The 25,350-nt window shown below is 58.9% G+C and carries 19 protein-coding genes; 7 read left to right on the top strand and 12 right to left on the bottom strand.

Annotated features, from left to right (window positions below; all coding sequences use genetic code 11):
• Positions 1–22: 22 nt before the first annotated feature.
• Genes B9Z42_RS10370 through lptF form a run of 5 tightly spaced genes read right to left on the bottom strand, consistent with a single transcriptional unit; the run spans position 23 to position 4,718 of the window.
• Positions 23–1,186 (bottom strand): pyridoxal phosphate-dependent aminotransferase, encoded by a 1,164-nt coding sequence (locus B9Z42_RS10370; protein ID WP_100133316.1) that lies wholly within the window; start codon positions 1,184–1,186, stop codon positions 23–25.
• Positions 1,187–1,192: 6 nt separating this feature from the next.
• Positions 1,193–2,134, bottom strand: a complete 942-nt coding sequence (locus tag B9Z42_RS10365) for a CysB family HTH-type transcriptional regulator (RefSeq protein WP_100133315.1) — start codon at positions 2,132–2,134, stop codon at positions 1,193–1,195.
• Complete coding sequence (locus tag B9Z42_RS10360; protein ID WP_100133314.1) at positions 2,131–2,508, bottom strand: sirohydrochlorin chelatase; 378 nt, start codon at positions 2,506–2,508, stop codon at positions 2,131–2,133. Before B9Z42_RS10360 ends, B9Z42_RS10365 begins: the two co-directional genes overlap by 4 nt.
• Positions 2,509–2,517: 9 nt before the next feature.
• Entirely contained in the window at positions 2,518–3,618 is a 1,101-nt protein-coding gene (gene lptG / locus B9Z42_RS10355; RefSeq protein WP_100133313.1) for an LPS export ABC transporter permease LptG, read from the bottom strand.
• A complete protein-coding gene (gene lptF / locus B9Z42_RS10350) occupies positions 3,615–4,718 on the bottom strand; it encodes an LPS export ABC transporter permease LptF (protein ID WP_100133312.1) in 1,104 nt (367 codons plus the stop codon). The genes lptG and lptF overlap by 4 nt, the downstream gene beginning before the upstream one ends.
• A gap of 23 nt (positions 4,719–4,741) precedes the next feature.
• On the opposite strand from lptF, the gene B9Z42_RS10345 reads away from it, so the two are divergent.
• The 3 genes from B9Z42_RS10345 to B9Z42_RS10335 are packed head-to-tail and all read left to right on the top strand — an operon-like array spanning position 4,742 to position 7,838.
• Positions 4,742–6,181, top strand: coding sequence for a leucyl aminopeptidase (locus tag B9Z42_RS10345; RefSeq protein WP_100133311.1), 1,440 nt, complete (start codon positions 4,742–4,744; stop codon positions 6,179–6,181).
• 8 nt (positions 6,182–6,189) lie between these two features.
• Positions 6,190–6,636: a DNA polymerase III subunit chi gene (locus B9Z42_RS10340; protein ID WP_100133310.1), complete on the top strand. Its 447-nt coding sequence runs from the start codon at positions 6,190–6,192 to the stop codon at positions 6,634–6,636.
• A gap of 59 nt (positions 6,637–6,695) precedes the next feature.
• Positions 6,696–7,838 (top strand): branched-chain amino acid ABC transporter substrate-binding protein, encoded by a 1,143-nt coding sequence (locus B9Z42_RS10335; RefSeq protein ID WP_100133309.1) that lies wholly within the window; start codon positions 6,696–6,698, stop codon positions 7,836–7,838.
• 47 nt (positions 7,839–7,885) lie between these two features.
• Here the strand turns inward: B9Z42_RS10335 and B9Z42_RS10330 are convergent, their stop codons facing one another.
• Entirely contained in the window at positions 7,886–9,430 is a 1,545-nt protein-coding gene (locus tag B9Z42_RS10330; protein WP_100133308.1) for a glycosyltransferase family 39 protein, read from the bottom strand.
• Between the two features lie 255 nt (positions 9,431–9,685).
• Between B9Z42_RS10330 and B9Z42_RS10325 the strand changes: the two genes are divergently transcribed.
• The gene (locus tag B9Z42_RS10325; protein ID WP_100133307.1) at positions 9,686–9,880 is read left to right on the top strand and encodes a hypothetical protein; all 195 of its coding nucleotides are present in this window, start codon (positions 9,686–9,688) and stop codon (positions 9,878–9,880) included.
• A 1-nt stretch (position 9,881) separates the two neighbouring features.
• Here B9Z42_RS10325 and B9Z42_RS10320 read toward each other — a convergent pair whose 3' ends face one another.
• Positions 9,882–11,132 carry an MgtC/SapB family protein gene (locus B9Z42_RS10320; protein WP_100133306.1) on the bottom strand — a complete coding sequence of 417 codons (1,251 nt, stop codon included), beginning with the start codon at positions 11,130–11,132 and terminating at the stop codon, positions 9,882–9,884.
• Positions 11,133–11,339: 207 nt separating this feature from the next.
• On the opposite strand from B9Z42_RS10320, the gene B9Z42_RS10315 reads away from it, so the two are divergent.
• Genes B9Z42_RS10315 through B9Z42_RS10305 form a run of 3 tightly spaced genes read left to right on the top strand, consistent with a single transcriptional unit; the run spans position 11,340 to position 16,977 of the window.
• Entirely contained in the window at positions 11,340–12,443 is a 1,104-nt protein-coding gene (locus tag B9Z42_RS10315; protein WP_233203602.1) for an efflux RND transporter periplasmic adaptor subunit, read from the top strand.
• The gene (locus B9Z42_RS10310; protein ID WP_100133304.1) at positions 12,443–15,550 is read left to right on the top strand and encodes an efflux RND transporter permease subunit; all 3,108 of its coding nucleotides are present in this window, start codon (positions 12,443–12,445) and stop codon (positions 15,548–15,550) included. The genes B9Z42_RS10315 and B9Z42_RS10310 overlap by 1 nt, the downstream gene beginning before the upstream one ends.
• Positions 15,547–16,977 (top strand): TolC family protein, encoded by a 1,431-nt coding sequence (locus B9Z42_RS10305; protein ID WP_143474074.1) that lies wholly within the window; start codon positions 15,547–15,549, stop codon positions 16,975–16,977. The genes B9Z42_RS10310 and B9Z42_RS10305 overlap by 4 nt, the downstream gene beginning before the upstream one ends.
• A gap of 5 nt (positions 16,978–16,982) precedes the next feature.
• Here B9Z42_RS10305 and B9Z42_RS10300 read toward each other — a convergent pair whose 3' ends face one another.
• From B9Z42_RS10300 to B9Z42_RS16505, 5 genes are all read right to left on the bottom strand, one after another.
• Positions 16,983–17,438, bottom strand: a complete 456-nt coding sequence (locus B9Z42_RS10300) for a RidA family protein (RefSeq protein ID WP_100133302.1) — start codon at positions 17,436–17,438, stop codon at positions 16,983–16,985.
• 71 nt (positions 17,439–17,509) lie between these two features.
• On the bottom strand, positions 17,510–18,565 hold the full coding sequence (locus tag B9Z42_RS10295) for a transglutaminase family protein (protein WP_100133301.1): 1,056 nt from the start codon (positions 18,563–18,565) through the stop codon (positions 17,510–17,512).
• A gap of 19 nt (positions 18,566–18,584) precedes the next feature.
• Positions 18,585–21,326 (bottom strand): circularly permuted type 2 ATP-grasp protein, encoded by a 2,742-nt coding sequence (locus B9Z42_RS10290; RefSeq protein ID WP_100133300.1) that lies wholly within the window; start codon positions 21,324–21,326, stop codon positions 18,585–18,587.
• A 45-nt stretch (positions 21,327–21,371) separates the two neighbouring features.
• A complete protein-coding gene (locus B9Z42_RS10285; RefSeq protein ID WP_100133299.1) occupies positions 21,372–24,842 on the bottom strand; it encodes a DUF2126 domain-containing protein in 3,471 nt (1,156 codons plus the stop codon).
• Positions 24,843–24,999: 157 nt separating this feature from the next.
• On the bottom strand, positions 25,000–25,221 hold the full coding sequence (locus B9Z42_RS16505; protein ID WP_369806869.1) for a hypothetical protein: 222 nt from the start codon (positions 25,219–25,221) through the stop codon (positions 25,000–25,002).
• Positions 25,222–25,350: the final 129 nt, after the last annotated feature.

Raw genomic sequence — 25,350 nt, 5'->3', positions numbered from 1 at the left:
TGTTAGTGTTGAAACAGGGCGTTCAGAGTCGCGCCAAGCGGCCCAGTGCAAGTTTCAAGGTTTCGTCTTTTTTGGCAAAGCAAAAGCGCACCACGCGTTGGTCAAAGCCATCGGCATAAAACGCAGAGAGCGGAATCGCAGCCACGCCAATTTCGGTGGTCAGCCATTTGCAGAAGTCGGCTTCGCTCAAGTCTTTCTCGGGCACGGCCAGTTTGTCGATGCGCACGCATTGGAAGTAGCTGCCTTGGCTAGGCAGGAGTTCAAACTTCGTGTTGGTTAAACCCGCACGGAACAGGTCGCGCTTGGCGCTGTAAAAGGCAGGCAGTTGCAAATACGGCTGAGGGTCTTTGAGGTAGGTGGCCAAGCCGTATTGCACCGGCGTGTTGACGGTGAAGACGTTGAATTGATGCACTTTGCGAAACTCGGCGGTGTACGCTGCAGGCGCGGCCACGTAGCCAATTTTCCAGCCGGTGACGTGGAAAGTCTTGCCAAAGCTCGACACGATGAAGGCGCGGTCGGCCAAGCCAGGCAAGCTCGATGCACTGAGGTGCTGCATGGGCGCGTGGACCATGTGCTCGTACACCTCATCGCTGATGAGCACGATGTTGGTGGGGGCCAACAGCTCTTGCAGCTGCAGCATTTCTTCGCGGGTCCAGACCATGGCGCTGGGGTTGTGCGGGCTGTTGACGATGATGGCGCGGGTCTTGGGGCTCATGGCCGCCGCGATTTTGTCAAAGTCGGGGCGAAAGGTGCCGGGGGTGAGCGGCACGCGCACGGCCACGGCGCCGGCCATGTCGATGTTGGGGATGTAGCTGTCGTAGCAGGGCTCCAACACAATCACTTCGTCGCCCGCGCGCACGATGGCCAAAATGATGCTCAGAATAGCTTGGGTCGCACCCGCCGTGATGGTGATTTCGTTGGTTGGGTCGTAGCGGTATTGGTACAACGATTCGATCTTATCGGCCACGGCTTCGCGCAGCACGGCCACCCCGCTCATGGGTGGGTATTGGTTCAAGCCGTGGGTCATGGCGTCGTTCACGCAGGCCACAAGCTTGGGATCGCAGTCAAAGTCGGGGAAGCCTTGGCCGAGGTTGACGGCATTTTTTTCGGTGGCGAGCGCCGACATCACGGTGAAGATGGTGGTGCCGATTTTTGGGAATTTGGTGTCGAGGTGCGGTGTGGTCATGGCTGTTTACATGTCGTAGTCGTTGGCATGGCCTTCGAGGGCCTTGAGGATGAGATTGCGGTCGAGGCGGTCGCTCAGTAAGGCGGCGAAATCGTACACAAAGTTGCGGATGTAGGCGTTGCGCTTGAAGGCCACGCGGGCCACGTTTTTACCAAACAATTGCGCGCCAGGTCGGGCCACCAGGTCGTCGTCCAAACTTTCTTTGACGGCCATTTCGGCCACGATGCCCACGCCCAAACCCAGTCGCACGTAGGTTTTGATCACGTCAGAGTCGATGGCTTCGAGGGCGATCCGCGGTGTGAGTTGTTTGGCTGCAAAGGCTTTGTCAATGCGGGTGCGGCCCGTGAACGAGGGGTGGTAGGTGATGATGGGCTCGGCGGCCAAATCTTCCAGTGAGATGCGCACCTTAGAGGCCAGCGGGTGCGATTTGGGGATCACCAGCATGTGCTCCCACTCGTAACAGGGCAGGGTGACGAGTTCGGGGTAATCGGCCAGTGATTCGGTGGCAATGCCAATTTCGGCCACTTCATCCAACACCATTTGCGCCACTTGCGCGGGCGCACCTTGGTGCAAGCTGATGTTGACTTTGGGGTAGGCCTCGCGCAATTTGGACACCGGTACGGGTAGCACATAACGCGCTTGTGTGTGGGTGGTGGCGATGGACAAGGTGCCGCTGTCTTGAGCGCTGAACTGCTCGCCGATGCGCTTCAAGTTGCCCACTTCGCGCAGGATCACTTCAATGCTGCGCAGCACATGTTGGCCGGGCTCGGTGACCCGCTTGAGGCGTTTGCCGTGGCGCGAAAACACCTCAATGCCCAGCTCTTCTTCCAGCTCAATGATGGCTTTCGAGACACCGGGCTGCGAGGTGTGCAGCGCTTTGGCCACCTCGGTCAAATTGAGGTTGCGTCGCACCGCTTCTTGGACGAACCGAAATTGGTGCAGGTTCATTCAGCGTGTCCTAACGCGATGTCGGCCAGTAAATCCAGTAGCGCCTCGCGTTCACCAACGGCGGGTTGGCAGCTGATGTCGACCGAGGGGTGCGCCGCGCGCAGGGCTTGCATGAGGGCGGGCAAGTCTTCGCGTGCGTGACGGCCCACGCCCAAAAACATAGGCACCACGTCCAAACTGGTGGCACCTTTGTCGACCAGTTGCTGAGCCACCGTGGGCAGATCGGGGACGGTCAATTCCAGGTAGGCGCAGCGCACCACGGTGCTCGCGCTGTCAAGGGCCACGCGCTGTTCGATGCGCTGAGCCACGGCTTGAATGGGTTTGTGCCACAGCGGATCACGCGAACCGTGGGCAAACAAAATGATGGCGTGCATGACAAGACCTTATTGACGCAGCACCAGCCAGCCAAAGGCCGCCAGTGATGCCATGGAGTAAAGCAACCCAGGCGCAGCAGCGGCAAACCATGGTGCCCAGCTGTTGAGGTTGCCCACGTAACTGAACACGTTGTTGAGCAAGAAAAAGCTGATGCCGGCCAACACGCCGCCAAACACATAGCTGGCAATGTTGCCACTGCGAAAGTGCAAATACGCAAAGGGAAGGGCGAGAACTACCATGACCAAGCAGCTCAAGGGGTAGAACACTTTTTTCCAGAATTCAATTTCAAAGCGCTGCGTACTTTGGCCGTTCTCGCTCAAGTGGCGGATGTATTGAAACAAGTCGATGGTGCCCATGCGGTCGGGCTTGAGCAGTGCGACCGACACCATTTCAGAGGTGATGCCGGTGGGCCAAGTCCAAGTGTCGCGGTAACTGCGGTTCAAGGTGCTTGCGGTTTTGCTGCGCACCAGTTCGTCGCGCTCGACTTTTTGCAGCTCCCACGCATTTTCATGGTCGAGCAGGCCCACTTCGGCCTTGGTCAGTGCCACCCATTGGCCGTCGTTGTTGAACTCAAAAATGCGAATGCCACGCGGATTGCCTTCGGGGGTGAGGGTGGTCACGTTCACGGCATAGCTGCGCTCGGGCTGGCGCTCGCGCAACCATGCGCCCGTTTGTCCCACGGTGATTTGCCCCATGTAGCGCGACTTGAGCAGTTGCCCATACCGGTCGCACAGCGGTGAGAGGTAGTCGCCTACGGCAAAGGTCAGCACGACAAACGCCAAACCGAGGCCCATCAAATTGCGCAGGGCCATGGTCGGGCCGAGGCCGCTGGTGCGCAAAATGGTGAATTCGGAGCTTTGGGCCAAGCGTGCCATGACAAAAATGGTGCCAATCAAGACAGAGATGGGCATCAACTCGTACAAGTGGCTGGGCACCAACAACAGCACAAAGATCAGGGCGTGTTTGAGTTGGTATTGGCCGTTGTTCTTGCCCACGGCTTGCAGCTCGTCCACAAAGTCGAAGAAGAAAAAAAGGCCCAAAAAGCTAACAGCCACAAATGCCACGGCGACCAACACTTCACCATAAATGAGACGGCGTATGGTTTTCATGCAGTGGCCCCTTGGGGCTTGCTGCTACCCAGCAGTTGTCGCCACGTCCAGCTGTTGTGGCGCACGGTGAGCCACAACGCGGCTGCGGCTAACACGCCGCCGTGTAACACCAACATGAAAGGCAGCAAAGGCATCTTGCCAGCCGAAATCCAGCTCTGGCCGAGGTTGATGAAGTTGTAATAAACCACAAAAATGAACAGCGCCAAAGCCAAGTTGCCGCCGCGTCCCACGCGTGGGTTGGCGCTGGTAATGGCGAGCGCAATCACGACAAAGTTCATGGCGGCCAATGCCAAACCCAGACGCCACGCCAACTCACCTTGGTTGATGGGGGTAGGGTTTTGCAAGAGTTGCAGCGTGTGGGTAGCTTTGGCGGGGATGTTGGAGGACGCTTTGACGTCGTTGCCAATGCGGGTGCCGTAGGTTTTGAATTCGCTGATTTTGAGGTCTGACTCGCCCACGGTTTGCTCCACCCGCTGGCCAAGGCTTAAGAGCAAAAATCGCTCGCCGTCGATCACATCGATCTGACCGCCTTTGGACGCGGTCATGGCTTGCTTGCCGTGGTCGGTGGACGAGATGAACACGTTTTTACCTTGTTTGTTCTCGACGCTGTCTTTGTCGACAAAGAAAACACGCAAGCCATTGGCCGATTCTTGAAACTGCCCGGGCGAGACGCGCTCTAAGTCACCACGTCGCTCGAACCGTTCTTTCAGGTCACTGATTTGCTGGTTAGACCACGGCCATACCAACAAAACCAAAACAGCGACGCCCAGAAAAATGGGCCACGCAAAGTGCAACATGGGTTTGAGGAAAGCCCGCAAGCCACGGCCACTGACCAGCCAAATCACCATCTCGCTGTCCAAAAACGTGCGAGATAACGTGCCGACGCAGGCGATGAACAAGCTCATGGTTAGAACGGTGGGCAAGTGCCCCAACATGGTGAAACCCAACACCAGACTCACTTCAGACGGATTCACGCTGCCTTGTGAGGCTTGGCCCAAGGTGCGAATCAGCATCATGGTCATCACGATGGTGACCAAGACAACGAGCGTGGCGCCGAAGCTGCGGGACAGCTCTTTGCGAATGGAGGAATGGAATAACATCAGAGCAGAATAAAGAGGCAATTATGAACTTTGAGCTCAAGACACTGGATGCAGCGGCCGCTGCCAATCACAAAACCGATGCCCTGATTGTCCTGCTTTCCGCAGACACCAAGTTGGCCTCAGGTGCACTCGCCAAATGGGTGGCCGATGCGCGCAAAGCGGGCGATCTGGACGACACCGCCGGCAAGCTGCTGACCTTGTGGCATCCGCAAGACGTGCAAGCCACTCGCTTGGTCTTGGTGTCCACCGGTGACGGCCAAGCCGCCCGTGTGCGTCAAGCCGTCACGGCGGCGATGGGGGCCTTGAAAGCTGCCTCACCCAAACACGTCACCGTGTGCCTGCCCGATGCCAACGCCCAGAGCTTGCAAGCCGCAGCCCAAGCCGTGGCCGACGCCAGTTACACCTACACTGCCACCAAGCCCTCGGCCAAAGCAGCAGTCTTGAAACGCGTGGTCTTGGCCTTGCCCACGGCCGCACTGACCAAAGCAGCCAAGCCCGCTTTTGAGCAAGCCTGCGCCCAAGTGGCAGGCGTGGCCTTGGCCAAAGAGTGGGGCAACCGTCCCGCCAACGTGGCCACGCCAACCCATCTGGGCAAGGTGGCGCAAGGCTTGGCCAAGCACAAACGTATGACCTGTAAGGTGCTCGGGCCCAAAGAGATCGAAGCCTTGGGCATGGGCTCTTTCGCCGCTGTGGCGCGTGGCTCGCGTGAGCCCATGCGTTTTATCGTGTTGCACTACAACGGTGCGGCCAAAACTGTTGCGCCAACCGTGTTGGTGGGCAAGGGCATCACCTTTGACACGGGCGGTATTTCGCTCAAACCCGGCGCAGGCATGGACGAGATGAAGTTCGACATGTGTGGCGCAGCCAGCGTGCTGGGCACCTTTGAGGCGCTGGGCTTGTTGCAGCCCAACATCAACGTGGTGGGCCTGATTCCCACCTGTGAAAACATGCCCGATGGCTTGGCCTTGAAACCCGGCGATGTGGTGACCAGCATGAGCGGTCAGACCATTGAAGTGCTCAACACCGACGCCGAAGGCCGCCTGATTTTGTGCGACGCCTTGACCTACGCCACCCGCTTCAAACCCCGCGCGGTGATTGACATCGCCACCTTGACCGGTGCTTGCGTGATTTCGTTGGGCCATGTGCGCAGCGGTTTGTTTTCGCCCTCCGACGAGTTGGCCCAAGCCCTGTCGGCTGCCGGCGAAGCCGCGCTCGACCCCTGCTGGCGCTTGCCTTTGGACGACGAGTATGCCGAAGGCCTCAAGTCCAACTTTGCCGATGTGGCCAACGTGGGCGGACGCGAAGGTGGGGCCATCACGGCGGCCAAGTTCTTGCAGCGCTTTGCCAAAGACTACCCGTGGGCGCATTTAGACATTGCAGGCTCGGCTTGGAAGAGTGGCGCAGCCAAAGGTGCGACTGGCCGCCCCGTGGGCTTGTTGCTGCAATATTTGTTGACCGCTTGATCGCGGCTATGACTGAAATCGCCTTTCATTTCAACGCGCCCGACAAGTTGGCCTACGCCTGCCGCTTGCTGCGCAAAGCGGTGAGCAGCGGTGCCAAGGTGGTGGTGACGGGCAGTACGGCCAGTTTGCAGGCCTTGGACACACAGTTGTGGACCTTCTCAGCGCTCGAATTTTTGCCCCATTGCCGTGCAGACAGCCCCATCGAGCAGCGCATGGCATCGCCCATCGTGCTGGCCCCGCAGATTGACGGTGGCCCTGATTTGCCGCATCACCAAGTTCTGTTGAATTTGGGAACCGTTGTGGCGGAGGGGTTTGAGCGTTTTGAGCGAGCCATTGAGGTGGTCAGCTTGGACGACCAAGACCGCCAGTTGGCCCGCCAGCGTTGGAAGCATTACACCGAACGGGGTTATGCCATCACACGCCATGATTTGAAGCTGAAAGAATCTTCGGCTTGAAATTGGTTTGATTTTTTACTTTTCTGACTTTTTATCCACCCTCAATAAGGACCTTCCGTATGAACACCCCCTTCAAATTGACCGTTGTGGCCACCTTGGCTGCCCTCAGTGGCTTGGCGCTGGCGCAAGAGCAAGTTGTCAAAATTGGCCATGTGGGCCCTTTGAGTGGTGCGATTGCCCATTTGGGCAAAGACAATGAGAACGGCGCGCGTTTGGCCATCGAAGAGCTCAATGCCAAAGGCTTGAACATTGGCGGCAAAAAGATCAAATTTGAGTTGCTGGCCGAGGACGATGCCTCCGACCCCAAGCAGGGCACGGCGGCAGCTCAAAAGTTGGTGGATGCCAACATCAGCGGCGTCATAGGGCATCTGAATTCAGGCACCACCATCCCCGCCTCACGCATTTACAGCGATGCCGGCATTCCCCAGATTTCGCCTTCTGCGACCAACCCCAAATACACCCGCCAAGGCTATAAAACCGCGTTCCGTGTGGTGGCCGATGATGTGCATTTGGGCGGCACTTTGGGCCGTTATGCGGTGAAAGAGCTCAAAGGCAAAGCCATTGCGGTGATTGATGACCGCACGGCCTACGGCCAAGGCGTGGCCGAAGAGTTTGAAAAAGCCGTCAAAGCAGCAGGTGGCAACTTGGTGGGCCATGAGTTCACCACCGACAAAGCCACGGACTTCATGTCCATCTTGACCACCTTCAAAGGCAAAAAACCCGACATCATCTTCTTCGGTGGCATGGACGCTGTGGGCGGCCCCATGCTCAAGCAAATGAAATCGCTGGGGATTAACGCCAAGTTCATGGGCGGCGACGGCATTTGCACCACTGAGTTGGTCAAGTTGGCCGGTGACGCCATGGCCGATGGCCAGGTCATTTGCGCGGAGGCTGGTGGCGTAGAAGGTGCCCAGAAAAAAGGCATGGACGAGTTTGGTGTGAAGTACAAAAAACGCTTCAACGATGACGTCAAGCTCTACGCGCCTTATGTGTACGACGCCGTCTATGTAATGGTGGATGCGATGCAGCGTGCCAAGTCGACCAACCCCGCGCAGTATTTGCCCGAGTTGGCCAAGACCCCTGGCTATAAGGGTGTGACCGGCATCATCGCGTTTGACGCCAAAGGCGACATCAAAAATGGTGCTTTGACGCTCTACACCTACAAAGCCGGTAAGCGCGATCAAATCGCTGTGGTGCGCTAAGCGCGCTGTGACGCTTGAGTTCAGAAGCCACCTGCGGGTGGCTTTTGTTATTTGGCTTTGGTTTGGCCTGGGACGTAGTCAAACACCAAGTAAGCGAAGGGTTTGCTCAGAGGAAAGCGCAGACCTTCGCTTTTTACTTTGATTTCGATGGGGTCTTGTGGCTGGCCTTGCTTGAAGAGCCACGATGCCATTTGTTCCGCGCACAGATTGCTTTCTTGCGTTTTGTCGATGGGACCCAAAGGACACAGCAACACACCCGCTTGTTGTTGCCAGCCTACGAGCGGATTGACGGTGGCTGGAAATTGATCGGGCACACCTGACACCACGCGCAGTCGGGAGTCCCCGTAAAAAGCGACCAACGCGTTCTCTGCCCATTGACCACCTACCCATTTCAGAGGCACATCGGGGTGGCGTTCTTGCCAGCCTTTGAGCACTGCGTGTGCGGCTTCTCGGCGTGGCAGGTAGTGGTTTTCGGTACCTTTTTGGGCTTGATGCCACGCATACCAAGGGCTGATGGCCAACACCAAAAGCAACCAAACTGCCACGCTGAGTCGCAGCCGTGCGGTTGCCCAAGGCAGGTCGGTGCCCTCTACGCTCAAATTGCGCAACCACAGCAACGAAAAACCATAGCCAATCGGAATGGCCCAAGGCAAGGAAAGCTCCACAAAGCCGGTCACGCCAAACACCAAGGTGATGGCCCACGGCAGCATGGCGAACCAAAACAAACTGTCATCCCAGCCATGTGCGCACCAACTGCGCCACATGCGTGTGTGCCACGTCAAGGCGCGTTGCTTCAAACTCGGTTGTCCGGTGGCGACAAACCATGTGCACAGCATCCACGGAAAAAGCCAATAGGCCAAGGGCGAGATCGCAAACTTGGCCACCATGCTCCAGCTGATACCGTCTTCGCCGCCTTGGTCGCCGACATAGTGCAAGGTCACAAAATCATGGGCCGCCAGCCATCGGACATGTGGCATCAAACACAAACCAAACACCATCAAAGCGAGCCAGGGTTTTGCGGTTTTGAACCAGCGGCGGCTGTCGGCATTGGCCAAGGTGGTCAAAAAGATGCCCAACAAAAAAACACCGCTGTAGTACTTTCCCAGCATCGCCAATGCGCTAAGCACGCCTAGTCCGATCGACCACCACCAGCCACGTCGCCCCTCACGTTGAATGCTGTGAACCCACGCCACAGCGACCCAAGGCCAAAGGCTCAGCAAAATCGCGTTCGCATTGAACTTCACCGCCAGTGTGCTGTACGGAAACGCCATGCACAGCAGCAATACAGAGGGCAGTGCTAAATCATCTCGGCCAATGCCTTGTGCCAAGCGGTACACACCCAACAAACCGAGGGCTGCATTGGCATAAGACAGCAGGTGATAGGCCGCATCCAAGGTTGGAAAAACGCTGAACCAAGCCCCTGTGATCCACGCAAACAGGGGCGGGTGCTTGGCGCTGCCCCATTCAAACGTTTGCCCCCAGGCGAAGTTTTCCAACATGTCGGCATAGCCATCGAGGTTGGTGTCGCTGATGCCATGGGCCAACACCCAAACACCCACATGCAGTAAGAGCAGCAGCCAAATCCATGGCAAAAAGGCGCTATTTTTATGATTAAAAAGAGAAAAAATAAGTTTAGACAAGACGTGCGATCGCAAAGTGAGTAAAAAATTATAGAAGTCTCAGCGCTTGGCGCTCAGCATGACGCTGTGGGTCCTTATGAATCAATGACTTACAGCGTTTTTAAGTCTTCATCAAGACGCGCTTTGAAAATAGTTGAATTTTTTTATGCCAACTGTCCACCGAACAGCGAGGTCAGGCGTTGTTTGTTCACTAAGTTCTGAGGAGCCATGATGGACAAGTCAGTGTTTCGCATTGAGCCACCCGATGTTGCGGTGGAGCGTCGTTTCAAATCTATTTCATCCGAAAAGTCGGGCATTCAAGCCACCTTTGACCGTATTCGTGCGCAATTGGCGCAAGATGCAGAGCAACGCAGCCGTCCTGCATCGCGTCTTTACTCGGGTTTCCGAGCTGCGAAAGCCTAATCTAAGCCAGCCCAACTCCCGCCCAAGCTGCGCCAATCAAGCACAGCAACCCCGGCACCACCCGAGCCGCGTAGGGCAACCCCCCGCTTTGAAAAGCCACCAACGCCTTCGATACAGCGTTGGCTGACAGGCTGATCAATATCGGCCAAACAGCTTGCTCCTCCGTGATTTTGTGATTGGCCACCAGAGATAACGCGGTAAGTGCGCCAGCGTGTGCATCGGCCAAGCCCGTTACTGCAGCCGTGGGCCACAAAGTATCCGATCCAAGCCATGCATGCAAAGCCGCTGACACCAACAAGATGCCTGTCAGCAAACCGGTGAACGCCACGGCTGATTTCAAATCAAACGCTCTGCCTTGTTTTACCGGTGCATTTCCATTCCCCTCGCTTTCTTTAGACAGCGCATAAAACGCTCCCCCATAAGCGACGGAGACCACCGCGCTCAGAACCAAGGGCCAAGCCAAGTGAGGCATCACTTTTGGCGCAATCAAAAGGGTCCAAACAGCCAGTTGAATGACGGTTGCCACATTCGAAAGTGTGGCGCCTGCTAGTGCCGTGTGCATTGAGGCTGTGTGTTCGCGGCTGCGCAAGCCCATGGCATAGATGGTGGCTGTGCTGGACACAAATCCCCCTACAAAACCGACCAAAGGCAAACCTCGCGTGGGCCCTAAGGCACGCAGGGCCACATAACCCAAGCCATGAATGGCCATGATCAACACCACCAACATCGTGAGTGCGTGTGGGTTGAGGGCATCGAATGGTCCCATGAATCTGTTCGGCGCCAAAGGGAGTGCGATCAAGGCGACGGCAGAAAATACCAGCACATCGTGGAGCTCTTGCTCGCTCAGCCAGCTGCCCACCCAGCGGTGCAACTGCTGCTTATTGGCCAGCAGCAAGGCAATGCCAGCAGCGATGCCTGCTGCCATCGCCGGTTCGGTGACGGTTAGACCACCCAAGAGGCAACACATCACCAGCGTGATTTCTGTGGTCACACCTGGGTCATCGGTGTGTGTTCTGAGATAAGCCACCAGCATCAAGCTGCCAATGAACGCGGTGGTGAGCCACAGCAACGTGGTGTCACCCAGCAGCATGGCCACGGCCCCTAGCACGCTGCTGACGGTGAAGGTGCGGATGCCCGCTGCACGGCGGTTGGGGCCGTCCCCTTTACGACGCTCGCGTTCCGCGCCGATCAAAAGACCGATGCCAAACGCCACGCAAACACTGAGGAAGGCGGAGAGGGGAATTGAAGTCATAAATCAGTCAAGGCGGCAAGCCATACTACTTCATCGCCCTGTCACACGCAGACTTAGAATGGGTATGTGCCAAAGCAAACCTTGGCTCGCATGGCCCATGCGCCACCTTTGCATTTCATGTGATTGACGGTCTGCGCGCAGTTGTTGGGGTGCGTGCAGTGTTTTGAAATTTGAACATGTAGAGGCGAATACGTGATGCTCCACCCTTTGAAATTAACACTGTTGTCGCTGTGCGTCTTGGGTGCCATGGTGCATGCGCAAGTCCCAAGTTCAGCACCCGCCGAGAAGTCTTTGCCGCCTACGCGTCTCTTGTTGGACGCCAAGCAGCAAGCGGCGTTGGGGGTACAAGTAGCACCGGTGCAAGCCTCTGGCAAAGGCCAAGTGTTGGTCAGCGCCACGGTGGTCACACCGCCTGGCAAAGCCTTCACCGTGTCGGCTCCCTATGCCGGGCAAATCTCGCGTTTGATGGTCGGTGTGGGCGATGCGGTGAAAAGCGGCGCGCCCCTGGCTCAGTTCACCAGCCCCATGTTGGGTGATGCGCGTCGGCTCCTGAACGAAGCCAGCATCGACTACAAAACCGCCAGCGCCGCAGCGCAGCGTGACCAAGCCATGTTGGACGAAGGCATCATTCCTGCCGTGCGTTTGCAACTGAGCCGCGCTAAACAAGAGGCGGCCTTGTCGCTTTTGAAATCGCGTGAGGCCGAGTTGGCTGTGTCGGGCCTGCGCTTTGACGGTGCCTCAGGCGGTTACGCCACGGGGGTCATGAATGCGCCTTTGTCGGGTGTGGTGTTGGAGGCCTTTGCAGCGGTCGGCCAGCGCGTCGAAGCTGGCGCGGTGTTGTTTAAATTGGCCGATACGAGTCAGCTTCAGTTGGAGTTGCAACTCTCCAACGACAAAGCCGCGCAGCTGCAAGCGGGGGACGAGGTCAGCATAGCGACACGCGACGCCAAAGCCAAAATTTTGGCCGTCAGCCGTGCGGTGGACGCTTCGCAATCGGCCCGCGCACGCGCCGTGGTCACGCAACGCGGCAATTTGCAAGTGGGCGAGTTTGTCGCGGTCACTGTGCACGCGAAATCCAAGCCTTTGACGGCGGGGCAATCGCAATGGTTGGTACCCTCGCGCGCCATCACGCAGTGGCGCGGCAAACCGTGGCTCTTTGTGGTCCACCCACAAGGGTTTGACGCGCAAGCTGTGAACGTGATTTCAGCCACCGACGATGTGTCGCTGGTTGAGGCGGCTTGGCCTGCAGGCACGCAAGTGGCCACCACGGGCATCGCCTCGTTGCGCGCCTTGTTGCAAAAGGACGAGTGATGTTTGAAACCCTCATCCGTTGGAGTCTGCGTTTTCGCAGTCTCACGCTGGCGTGTGCGGGCTTGCTGTTCGTGGCGGGCATTCACGCGTGGCTGAATTTGCCCATTGATGCCTTTCCCGATATTTCGCCCACGCAGGCGAAGGTGATTCTCAAAATACCCGGCATGACCCCCGAAGAGGTGGAGCAGCGCGTGGTCAAGCCTATTGAGCAAGAGCTGCTGAGCATTCCCAACAAACGCATCGTGCGTTCGATTTCGAAATACGGCATCGCCGACATCACCATTGACTTTGACGAAGGCGTGGACATTTACTGGGCGCGCCAACAAGTCTCCGAACGTTTGAATGGCATGTTGCGCGACCTGCCTGCCAGCGTGAGCGGCGGTTTGGCCCCCATCACCACGCCGCTGAGCGAGGTGTTCATGTTCACCTTAGAAGGCGAAGGCTTCAGCTTGGCCGAGAAGCGCCGTGTGCTCGATTGGGTCATTCGCCCAGAGTTGCGCACCATCCCCGGCGTGGCCGACATCAACGCTTTGGGCGGTGAGGTACAAACCTTTGAGGTGGTGCCTCACAACGCCAAATTGGCGGCTCTGGGCATTGGCATGGGCGACTTGCGTCAAGCGCTGCTGGCCAACAACAGCAACGATGGCGCAGGCCGCCTCACAGCAGGCGACGAAGCCTTGGTGGTGCGCGTGCAAGGCGCCATTCAAACACTGGACGATTTGCGCACGCTGCGCCTGACCACCGCCAGCCACAGCACCGTTCAGCTCGACGATGTGGCCACTGTCAAGCTGGGCGCACTCACGCGCTACGGCGCCGTGACTCAAGACGGCCTCGGCGAAGCCGTGGAGGGATTGGTGCTCGGCATGCGTGGCGTGAACGCCCGTCAGTTGGTGGAAGAGGTCGACGCCAAGTTGCAAGAGATGCAGCCACGTTTGCCCAAGGGCATGACGGTCAAAACCTTTTACAACCGAGGCGAGTTGGTCACCCGTGCCTCCGACACGGTGATCAACGCCCTTATCGAAGCCGCCGTGTTGGTGTGCATCACCTTGTATGTGTTTTTGGGCGGCATGCGTGCAGCCTTGGTCGTGGCGGTGGCTTTGCCGCTTTCGCTGTTGGCCACCTTCGTGCTTATGCGCAGTTTTGGGTTGACCGCCAATTTGATGAGCTTGGGCGGCTTGGCGATTGCACTGGGCATGTTGGTCGATGCCTCCGTGGTGGTGGTTGAAAACATCGAAACCGCATTTGCCGCGCACCAGCCCGGCCACGGTTTGTCAAAGACTGAAATATTGCTGGCAGCGGTGCGTCAAGTGGTGAAGCCCGTGGTGGCGGGCGTGCTCATCATTGCGGTGGTGTTTTTGCCTTTGCTCAGCCTAGAAGGTTTAGAGGGCAAGTTGTTTGCGCCGGTGGCGATCACCATCATCATGGCGCTGGGCTCGTCGCTGTTGTTGGCGTTCACCGTGATTCCAGCGTTGGCCTCGATGCTGCTGAAAGAAGAGGGCGGTCACGAACCCTGGTTGATGCAAAAAATTCACGCGGGCTACCTGCGCTTGCGTGAGCGCGTGTGGGGCTCGCCCAAGTGGCTGTATGGCGTGTCGCTGCTGTCGTTGGTGGTTGCGGCGGGGCTGTACACCCAGATCGGCAAGACCTTCATGCCCACGCTGGACGAGGGCGACATCTTGGTGCAGCTGGAGAAAACGCCGTCCATCTCGCTCGATGCGTCGTTAGAGATCGACACCCGTGTGCAGCAAGCCATTTTGCAAGCGGTGCCCGAGGTCAAGTCCATCGTGGCGCGCGTGGGCTCAGACGAGTTGGGGCTGGACCCGATGGGGCTCAACGAGACCGACACCTTCTTGGTGCTCAAACCTAAATCTGAGTGGCGCGGTAGTAAAGACGACATCATCAACAGCCTGCGCACGGTGCTGGATGGTTTTCCTGGCCTGGTCTACGGTTTCACCCAGCCAATTGAAATGCGCGTTTCTGAAATGCTCACCGGCACGCGCGGCGATGTGGCCATCAAGATTTTTGGTGCCGACCTCACTGCCATCAACACCGCTGCCCATCAAATTGCCGATGCCGTGCGCCAAGTGCCCGGCGCGGCCGAAGTGATCGCACCCAAGGCGGAAGGTTTGCAATATTTAACGGTGGCGTTGAACCGCACGGCGATCGGCCAAGCGGGCTTTAGCGTGGAGGGTTTGCAGCAGGCGTTTAAAAACCAAGTCGAAGGCGAAGCTTTGGGCTACGTGTTGCAAAACGGGGTGCGCACGCCGCTCATGCTTAAAGGCAACGAGGCCACGCGTCAAAGCGCGGAAGCGTTCAAAAACTTGCCGTTGGCAGCGCCCGATGGCCGTGTCTGGGCTGCCAGTGCCTTGGCGGACATTCGCATGGTCGATGGCCCCATTCGCGTCAACCACGAGCAAAGCGCGCGCTTTACCAGCATTCAAGTGTCGGTCGATGGCCGCGACTTGGCGGGCTTTGTGCAAGACGCGCAAGCGGCCGTGGCGGCTTTGAAATTGCCCGCCGAATTGCGCGTAGTCTGGGGCGGTCAGTTTGAAAACCAGCAACGTGCCGCTGCGCGTTTGGGGCTGGTCATTCCGGCGGCCATGGTGCTGATCTTCACCATCTTGGTGTTCACCTTTGGCTCGGCCATTCAGGCGGGCATCATCTTCTTGAACATCCCGTTTGCTTTGGTGGGCGGTGTGGTGGCGCTGGCCGTGTCGGGCGAATATTTGTCGGTGCCGGCGTCGGTGGGCTTCATCGCCTTGCTGGGTATTGCCGTGCTCAACGGCGTGGTGATGGTGACGCATTTCAACGAGCGGTTGCTCGACGGCGAAGCCATGGACGTGGTGGTGCGCCTGGGCACTGAGCGCCGTTTGCGCCCTGTACTGATGACGGCGGTGATCACTGCTTTAGGCATGATCCCGCTGCTGTTTGCAACCGGACCGGGCTCTGAAATTCAACGGCCCTTGGCGATTGTGGTGACCGGTGGTTTGCTCAGCTCCACCTTGCTGACCTTGTTGTTGTTGCCCAAATTGTTTGAGCGTTTTGGGGGTGTGGCATCTGTGCCTTGGTCGCGCTTGGCGCGCGTGTTGCCTTGGAGAAAGTCATGAAGTTGACGTTGACACATCTTGCAAAAAATCGCACTTTGCCACGCCCTGCGTTGGGCGTGTTGCTGACGCTTGGCATGTGCTTGGCACAAGCACAAGCACAAGCACAAGCACAAGCACAAGCACAAGCTCAGGTCGCTCTTTCTGCCGATGCCGTATTGCAGTCTTACTTGCCTATGGAAGCTGCGGTGAAAGATGCGTTGCTGGCAAGCCCTTTGATCGAAGGCGCGCGCGCGCGTCGCGATGCGCTAACTGCACGGGCGAGAGGCATTGCGGTGGGTACAGCTGAGTTCACGGTGCGAGCCACCGCGCAACGTCGCCGTGAGGTGGGGCCGGGCGTGAGTGTGCAAGAGTCCATGCTCAGTTTGGAGCGACCGATACGCGCTTGGGGCAAGCGCGGCATGGACGCTGATTTGGCCGCGCAAACCCAGGCTTTGGCTGAAATTGCCTATGCCGATGCTGTGCACGAAGGCAGCCGCGAGTTGCTCAAGCTTTGGTTTGAACACTTGCGCGCGCAAGCTGATGTGAAGAATGCACAAACCACCTTCGCCTTGGCCGCGCAGATGCAGCGCCTCACACAAAGCCAACTCAAGCAAGGTGAAATTTCCAAGATGGACGCCGAGTTAGCCCAAGCCGAGCTAGACCGCATCAGCGCCTCACGCGCCGTGGCGCAGGCGCAATTGGCTACGACAGCTTCTGCACTGTCTAGGCGCTACCCGACCATCGAACTGCCTCGCTCGGACATGAATAGTTTGAGTGCCGAAGCGGACGATAAGTTGGGCGATAAATCACGCGCTGCAACCACGGGCACCCCCTCCAGAGCTGTGATCAACCCTGCCGCATTGCCTGCTTGGCCCGAAGGTGCCAACGTGGCCATGGCCGACAAGCGCCAAGAGTTTTTAGAGAAAAATCACGAGCTCAACATGTTGCGCGTCGATGCGCAGCGTTTGCGCTTGTTTGCGCAACGGGCCTCGCGTGACCGCTTGCCCGATCCGACGGTGGGCCTGTTCACCGCACGCGAGCGGGCGGGCTCTGAGCAAGTGACGGGCGTCATGCTGTCCATGCCTTTGTCTGGCGAGGCACGTTCGCTCAACGCCGTGGCCGCTGCTGCCGATGCACAAGCTGCTGAAGATCAAGTGCGTTGGACGGAGCAACAACTGGGCGCCACGTTTGACGGCATGTGGCAGCAATTGCTGCACAAGCGCAACGCCGCCGAGTTGTTGAAATCGGCAGCTGTCCGCCAAGCGCAAGCCGCAGACAAAGCGCGCAAAGGCTATGCCTTGGGCGAGGGCACTTTGTCGGACGTGCTGATGATGGACCGCTTGGCCAGCGACAACCTCCATGCAGCGCAGCGTATGCAGTTAGAGGCTGTCGAGTTGCAGGCCTTGATTCGCTTAGACCTGCACCAGATGTGGGACTTTGACGAGTGAGCTGATTAACCCAGTTCAGCGATCAGCTCGATTTCCACACAAGCACCGAGTGGTAACTGCGCAACACCAAATGCGCTGCGTGCATGCGCGCCTTTGTCGCCAAACACTTGGCCAATCAACTCGCTGCAGCCGTTGGTCACCAAGTGGTGCTCGGTGAAGTCGGTGCTGGAGTTGACCAAGCTCATCACTTTCACGATGCGCTTGACCTTGTTCAAGTCGCCCACGGCCGCGTGCAAGGTGCCCAACAAGTCGATGGCCACGGCGCGTGCCGCCTGAGTGGCCTCTGCCGTTTGCATGGTTTTGCCTAACTGGCCCACCCAAGGCTTGCCATCTTGCTTGGCAATGTGGCCGCTTAAAAACACCAAGTTGCCGGTTTGTACAAACGGCACGTAGGCTGCGGCGGGGATCGCCACGGGCGGAAGAGTGATGTTCAGGGCTTGGAGTTGGTCGTACACGCTCATGGAAGGTTCCTTGTTTTGAATGCCGCAATTTTATGAGCGCTTGATGGCACTCAAGCAGCGCACAAAACCGTTCAGAGCTTGGAACTCTGATTTTGAGATTGCGACTGGTACTGGGACTGCGACTGCGTTTGCGTTTGCGTTTGCTTTTGCCCGCCCATCGCCGTCGCTAATTTCGCGGCCAACTCCGTCGCCGGTTGAACCGTGACCCCAACATCCAGCGTGTGGCTGGCACCGCCGTGAATCACGCCGCGCACCGGCGACACATCGGCGTAGTCGCGGCCTAGAGCCAAGGTGACGTAGTCGATGCCGGGTGAGTTCAAGCCCCAGCGGTTGTTGGTGGGGTCGAGGTCAAACCATTGGCCTTGAGTGGCGAGCAGGCCCAGCTTGTGCCCCTCGTGGCCGTCGGGCAAAGCGTCGGGCACATAGACCGACACCCACGCATGCGAGGCATCGCTGCCAATCAAACGGGTTTGGCCTTCAGGCACTTCGGTCAGCAAATAGCCGCTGACATAACGCGCCGCCAAACCTTGGGTGCGTAGGCAACTCAGCAGAATGTGGGCGAAGTCTTGGCACACACCTTCTCGGCGCTCCAAGGCTTCCAAGGCGGGCGTGTTGATGTCGGTGCTGGCACTGGCGTAGGTGAAATCTTGGTGAATGCGCGACATCAGGTCCACCGCCGCCAACAGCACGGGGCGGGCGGGCATAAAGCTGGAACGGGCGTAGTCAGCAAAGTCAGGGTGGGGCTCGACGTAGGTGGAAGCGAACACATACTCCGTCGCGGCATCCCACGCGGAACCGGAGTGGTACAAGAAATGGTGGCGCACGTTTTCCCATGCGGGGGTGAGTTGGGCGTTTTCAGGTGGGTAGTCCATGAAGTGCGTGTCCACCGTGCTGCGCGCTTCAATCAGCATCACCTCATGCGGCTGGGGCAGCGAGAAAAATGTGCGCACATTGCCAAATGCATCCACGCTGTCGCTGCGCGCGTGCGGGCTGGGCGAGATGACCAACTCTGTTGCACGCACGGTTTGCGAGGGCAGGCTGCGTGGCAGCAAATGCGCCATGTGCTGCGCAGTCTCCACCTGCGGTGCGTAGTGGTAGCGGGTGGTGTGGGTGATGTGCAGCAGCATGTGAAAGAAGCCTTGGGGCTCAAGCGCCGACGCTGTCGCCGTCTTGTGTGTGGCTGAAGTAGCGGGCCGAGATGGCGTCTGACACTTGCCACGCCGCTTGCATGCATTCGGTCAGCGTGGCGCGTAAATGCGGGTGGTGACCGTGCGCATCTGCCTCGCACAAATACGCCAACGAATTCGGCAATTGAAGATCGTTCACGTTGTTGGATTGCAAGTTGGGCACCAAGCGGGCCAGCGCATCGGGCTCGCCCATGGGCGTGGCCGCGAGCTTGGACAAGCGCGAACGCAGGCTGCGCGTGACCCATGCCAAAGAGCGCGGGTTGTCGTTGTCTCGCACCAACAGTTCAATCAACGGGGCCAGTTCGCGGCTTTGTTGGTACTGCGCTTGGAAGGTGATGGTGCTGTCAAACAAGCTCAACAAGGCGGTGAAGTGCGAGCTGTTTTCCGTACTCATGTGAAGCGCAGCGTCGTGGTGTGGCGACTCAAATGCCCCCACTTCCACCGCCAAGTCGAGCGCGGCAGATAAAAAGCCCAGGCGTTCTACATGGCGGCCAATGCTCAGCAGTTGCCAGCCGTCGTCGCGCGTCATGCGGTCGGTTTGTGCGCCTGTGATGGCAGCCAAGGCGGAGCTGGCAGCGTCTAAGGCTTGCAATGCTTGGATGGTCGAGAACTCGGGTTGCTTCACGATGTGCGCGGAGTCGGTGCTGAACTGCTCGACCCCATGCACGATGGCGTTCCAGTGTTCGGGCGACAGACGTTCGCGCAGCGACGCTGCGGCTTGTTGCAAGGCGCGCAGGTTGTAGCCCACGCTGGTGGCATGCGTGTCGTCGTCGAGGCAAGCGATGAGGGTGCGCTCAAACACGCGTCGGCGTGCGCCCATGCTAGGGGTGGATGCATTGGCTGCGTCCTCAGCGGTCGAGCCTTGCGCCGAGGGAACGCCCGCCGGAATGAGGCCTTGGCGTCGGCTGAGTTGTTGCAGCCATGACCAGAGGCTGGGCGAGGCGGGGTCTTCGCTGTTGAGGGCTTCGAGGCACAGTCGCACCAAGCGAACCATGTTTTCGCTGCGCTCGGTGTAGCGGCCTAGCCAATACAGGTTTTCAGCGGCGCGGCTGGTGACCATGCGTTGGCGATGCGTGAAAGTTGAGGCTGTTGCGCTCTTGTTAAGCAAGGTGGTTCGGTCGACATCGGCATCGGTTTGCACCCACACATCGGCGCTGCTGCCGCCGCGCTGCATGGAGGCAATTTGCGCGTTGGGGGCGGCAATGCGTGCCAAGCCACCGGGCAGCACCCGCCATGAGTTGGCACCGTCTCGCAAGGCAAAGACGCGCAGCATGACCGAGCGCTGCACCACACCGGTTTGTGCATCTTTCCAAGTGGGCATTTGCGACAGCGGCACGTAGGCTTGCAGCGTGTGGCGGTCGGGCTGGCGGGTGATGCGGCCCACCCATTCGTCGCGTTGCGCTTGACTCAGCGTGCGGCCCAAGGCGGCATCAAAACTGCCATGACTGGCCATGCCGGGGTAAGTGGGCTTGATGGCCATTTTGTCGAGCTGGGGCAAGACCGAGGCCAACGCGGCACGCTCGCCGCACCACCAAGTGTCGAGCGCGGGCAATTTCAGGGTTTCGCCCAGCAGCTTTTCGCTCAATGCGGGCAAGAAGCCTAGCAAGGCGGGTGACTCCAAAAACGCCGAACCCGGCGCATTGGCCACCACCACGTTGCCGGCCCGCACGGCTTGCAGCAAACCGGGGATGCCCAAGGTGGAGTCGGCGCGCAATTCCAGTGGGTCTAAAAACTCGTCGTCCAAGCGCTTGAGCAGCACATGTACGGGCTCTAAGCCGCGCAGGGTGCGCAGGTACAAGCGTTCGTCACGCACGGTGAGGTCGCTGCCTTCGACCAAGCTCAAACCCAAATAGCGGGCGAGGTAGGCGTGCTCGAAATAGGTTTCGTTGTAGGGGCCTGGCGTGAGCAAGGCCACATGGGCGTTCACGCCCGCAGGGCTGTGCGCTTTGAGCGATTCCACCCAAACCCTGTAGGTCGCGGCCAAGCGTTGGATGTGCATGGCCTCAAACGCTTGCGGGAATTGGCGCGAAATCAGCAGCCGGTTTTCCAGCAAGTAGCCCAAACCCGAAGGCGCTTGCGTGCGCTGCGACACCACGGCCCATTGGCCATCGGGGCCACGCGCCAAGTCAAACGCGGCAATGTGCAAATGCGTGTCGCCCACGGGTGTCACGCCGCGCATGGCGCGCAAGTAGCCGGGGTGGCCTTGCACCAAGGCGGGCGGAATCAGGGCTTCGCGCAGCAGTTGCTGTGGGCCATAGACATCGGCCATCACACGTTCGAGCAATCGTGCGCGTTGTTGCACGCCCACTTCAATTTGCTGCCAACTCTCGGGCGTGATGATCAGTGGGAACAGGTCTAGCGCCCATGGCCGTTGCGGGCCCCCTTGACTGGCGTACACGTTGTAGGTGATGCCGTTGTCGCGCACTTGGCGGGCCAAGGTGTGGGTGCGACGGTCGAGGTCGTCTAGACCCAGAGTGCCCAACTGGTCGAAAAAGGTTTGCCAAGGGGCGGCAAGGCTTTGGGTGGCGGCCTCGGCATCTGGCGCTTTGGCGTGCCCAGTGGGCAAGGTGGGTGAGGGTGAGCAGGCGCCTTGCAACTCATCGAAGTGCCCCGCTGCGGCTGGGTGCGCCAATCCCTTCAGCACGTCGACCAAACGTGGTGAAGAGGGGACATCCGCGGGGGTTGGGTCAGGCGTGGGCACAGTGGGGGCATTGTCTCACTGGCGCGTGGTCGCAATGTGCGGTGCTCACGCGCGTCGCAAGTCCAAGGTGAACGGGAACTCTTTGCTGGCGGGCACACCCACCGTGGCTTGCGGCACATCCAACTTGCCCGGTGTGTGGCCCAGTGGGAAGAAGCGCGCCAATCGACGGCTTTCCGCCTCGTAAGCGTTGACGGGGAAGCTGTCGTAGTTGCGGCCACCGGGGTGGGCGACGTGGTACTGACAACCCCCAACCGAGCGCTTCATCCAGGTGTCGACCACGTCAAACGTGAGCGGCACATGCACGCCAATGGTGGGATGCAGGGCCGACGACGGTGCCCAAGCGCGGTAGCGCACACCCGCCACGTACTCGCCCACGGTACCCGTGGGTTGCAGCGGCAAGGGGCGGCCGTTGACGGTGATGGTGTGGCGGCTGGGGTTGAGTCCCGCCACATGTACTTCGATGCGCTCCAGCGACGAATCCACGTAGCGCACAGTGCCGCCGCTTGAGCCTTCTTCGCCCATGACGTGCCACGGCTCCAGCGCGTTGCGCAGCGTGAGGTTGATGCCCAGCGTTTGCAAGTCGCCCACGCGTGGGAAACGGAACTCAAAATGCGGCGCGAACCACTCGGGGTCGAACTGAAAACCACAGTCGCCCAGCTCAGTCAGCACATCGTCAAAGTCGGCCTTGACGAAGTGCGGCAGCAAGAAGCGGTCGTGCAGCTCGGTGCCCCAGCGCGTGGCAGGGGCTTGGTAAGGCTTCTCCCAGAAACGGGCCACCAAAGCACGCAGCAACAGCTGCTGCACCACGCTCATGCGGGCGTGCGGCGGCATCTCGAACGCACGCAGCTCAAGCAAGCCCAAACGTCCGGTGGACGAATCGGGCGAGTACAGCTTGTCAATGCAAAACTCGCTGCGGTGCGTGTTGCCGGTGACGTCAATCAACAGGTTGCGCAAGGTGCGGTCCACGATCCATGGGGGCATGTCTGCGCCAAACTTCTCGCGGTTGCGATTGATTTCGGCCAACGCGATTTCGAGTTCATAGATTTGGTCGTTGCGCGCTTCGTCCACACGCGGCGCTTGGCTGGTGGGGCCGATGAACATGCCGCTGAACAAGTAGCTCAGCGATGGGTGGTTGTGCCAATACAAGATCAGCGAGGCCAGCAATTCAGGCTTGCGCAAGAACGGGCTGTCGGACGGTGTGGCCCCGCCCATCACCACATGGTTGCCCCCGCCGGTGCCGGTGTGGCGGCCGTCGGTCATGAACTTCTCGGCGGACAGGCGCGACTCAAACGCGGTTTGGTACAAAAACTCGGTGTTTGCGACGATTTCTGGCCAGTTGTGCGCGGGGTGAATGTTGACTTCAATCACGCCGGGGTCGGGCGTGACTTGCAGCACTTTCAGGCGTACATCACGTGGCGGTGGGTAGCCTTCCAAAACGATGCGTACGTCCAGTTCTTCGGCGGTGGCTTCGATGGCGCTGAGCAGTTCCAGATAGTCCTCGAGCTTGCCCAGCGGGGGCATGAACACGTAGATCACGCCTTGAGGGTTCTCCATCGCTTTGAGTTCGACCGAGGGGCCGTTCGAACGTGCAGGATCGCGCACTTCCACGCAAATGGCGGTGCGGGTGATCCAGTGGGCCGATTGGTCTTTGGCGGGCACGGCATGCGGGGTGCCAGGCACAAACTTGTCTTTGCCCATGCCGGTTTGCAGCCCCACGGTGCCACCTTGTGCCATGCCGCCCCCAGCAACGTGGGCGTTGAAATGCGTGTGGCGGGCGTGGTGCGAGTACTGGGCTTTCAGCGCGGCTGAATGGGGCAGGGCTTGGCGTTCGGCAAAGTGGTCTTGCTCGATGGCGTAGGGGTAATCGGCCTCACTGACCCAAGGCAGGGAGTCGAGCGGCAATCGCAGACCCATGGGCGAGTCGCCGGGCACGAGGTACATGCGCTCGTCGCGCAAGAACCAAGGGCCGCTGGTCCAGCGTGGGCCTTGGCCGTCTTCGCTGGGTTTGAGGGGCAGCACGTAACCTACAGTTTTGTCGAGGCCTTGGCTGAACACGCGGCGCAGACGCACGCGCTCCATCTCGTCGCTGAGCTTGGCGTCAAACGGATCGACGTTGACGGGCAAGCGACGCTCGCGCCACAAGAAGTACCAGGTGTCTTCATAGCCGGGCGTGATGTGCTGATCGCCCACGCCGAGTTTGTGCGATAGGGTTTCGGTGAAGCGCTTTGCGTCTTCCGAGGTGTAGTGGCTGGGCACGCGCTCGTCGGCAAACAACTCGGGGTTGTGCCAGCACGGGTGGCCATCGGTGCGCCAGTAAATGCCCAGCGCCCAGCGTGGCAGTTGCTCGCCGGGGTACCACTTGCCCTGGCCGAAATGCAAGAAACCGCCGTCGCCGTACTCGGCGCGCAGTTTATGCACCAATTCGGTGGCAAAGCCGCGTTTGGTCGGTCCGAGGGCATCGGTGTTCCATTCTGGTGCATCGCGGTCGTTCACTGCGACGAAGGTCGGCTCGCCGCCCATGGTCAGGCGCACGTCGCCTTCCACCAAGCGGCGGTCCACCTCGTCGCCCAGGGCCAGCACGTCTGTCCACTGTTCTTCGGTGTAGGGCTTGGTCACGCGGGGTGATTCGAGCACGCGAGTGACTTTCATTTCGTGGCCAAACTCGACCTCGGCTTCGTCCACCAAGCCTTCAATCGGCGCGGCGCTCGACGGTTGCGGCGTGCATGCCAATGGAATGTGGCCTTCGCCGGCCAGCAAGCCCGAGGTGGGGTCTAAGCCCACCCAGCCTGCGCCGGGCAAATACACCTCGCACCAGGCGTGCAAGTCGGTGAAGTCCACCTCGGTGCCACTGGGGCCGTCAAGCGACTTCAAATCGGGGGCGAGTTGAATCAGGTAGCCCGATACAAAACGCGCCGCCAAGCCGCAGTGGCGCAGCATTTGTACCAGCAGCCAAGCGCTGTCACGGCAGGAACCGCTGCGTAACGTCAGCGTTTGTTCGGGCGTTTGCACGCCGGGCTCCATGCGGATGGTGTAAGCAATGTCGTTGTGCAGCTTTTGGTTGATCTTGACCAGAAAGTCGATGGTGCGAATGGGCGCGCGTTTGAGGGCCTTGAGGTCCAGCGATGCAACGTAGGCCTTGAGTTTGTGCTTCAAGCCCTGCTTGACCAAATAGGGCGCCAGCTCGGTGGCCGAGGCTTTGCTGTAGTTGAACGGGAACTTTTCAGCGTGGGGCTCTAAAAAGAAGTCAAAAGGGTTGTAGACCGCCATTTCGACCACCAAATCGACCGTGACTTTGAACTCGGTGGTCTTTTCGTGGAACACCAAGCGCGCTTGGTAATTGGCAAACGGGTCTTGCTGCCAGTTGATGAAATGCGCAGGCTCCACTTTGAGTGAATAAGAAATTACGTTGCTGCGACAGTGAGGTGCGGGACGCAGGCGAATGACTTGTGGGCCGAGTTCAACCAAACGGTCGTAGCTGTAGTGGGTGACGTGGTGGAGTGCGGCGTGTATGGACATGTGCTGAGTCAAGCAAGACACGCGCCAAGGAACATGCGCCAAAGCGGTGCATGGCGGGATGGGATTTGTATTCGCTTGTGCTGATCAGGAGCGGCCAAGTTTTAAGGTTGCCTGCTACTGGCCAATACTGGGCACCGATCAGTTCATTAAGACTAGTTCAGTGAATGCAGGATGCAATGTTCACTGCAGCATGTTCGACAACGAAATCAGCAATGCGCGTTATGTCGGATAACGTCAAAACAGGCATGCCTAATGGCGCTACTGTGTCATCTGTAGCCATGGCGATGACACCGGGCAAAGTGGGCCACAGTGGCGACTTATCAACCGCCGAACGCCAGACTTCCAGCTTTGGGAAATCACCTTGCTTGAAACCTTCAATTAGGGCGTGTCCTAGATTTTGTGTAAACGGTCTAATGGCAGGAAACTGCCTTCATCTTCAAAGGAAGAGAAATGACCGTAAGCAACGAACTCATAGACCGCCTGTTGGCGGATTACAAAAAACCTGAAG

Origin of the sequence: Limnohabitans sp. B9-3, assembly GCF_002778325.1 — a bacterium.
GTDB lineage: Bacteria > Pseudomonadota > Gammaproteobacteria > Burkholderiales > Burkholderiaceae_C > Limnohabitans > Limnohabitans kasalickyi.
Note: the sequence above shows the minus strand (reverse complement) of the source record. Positions and strands in the feature narration are given on the sequence as shown.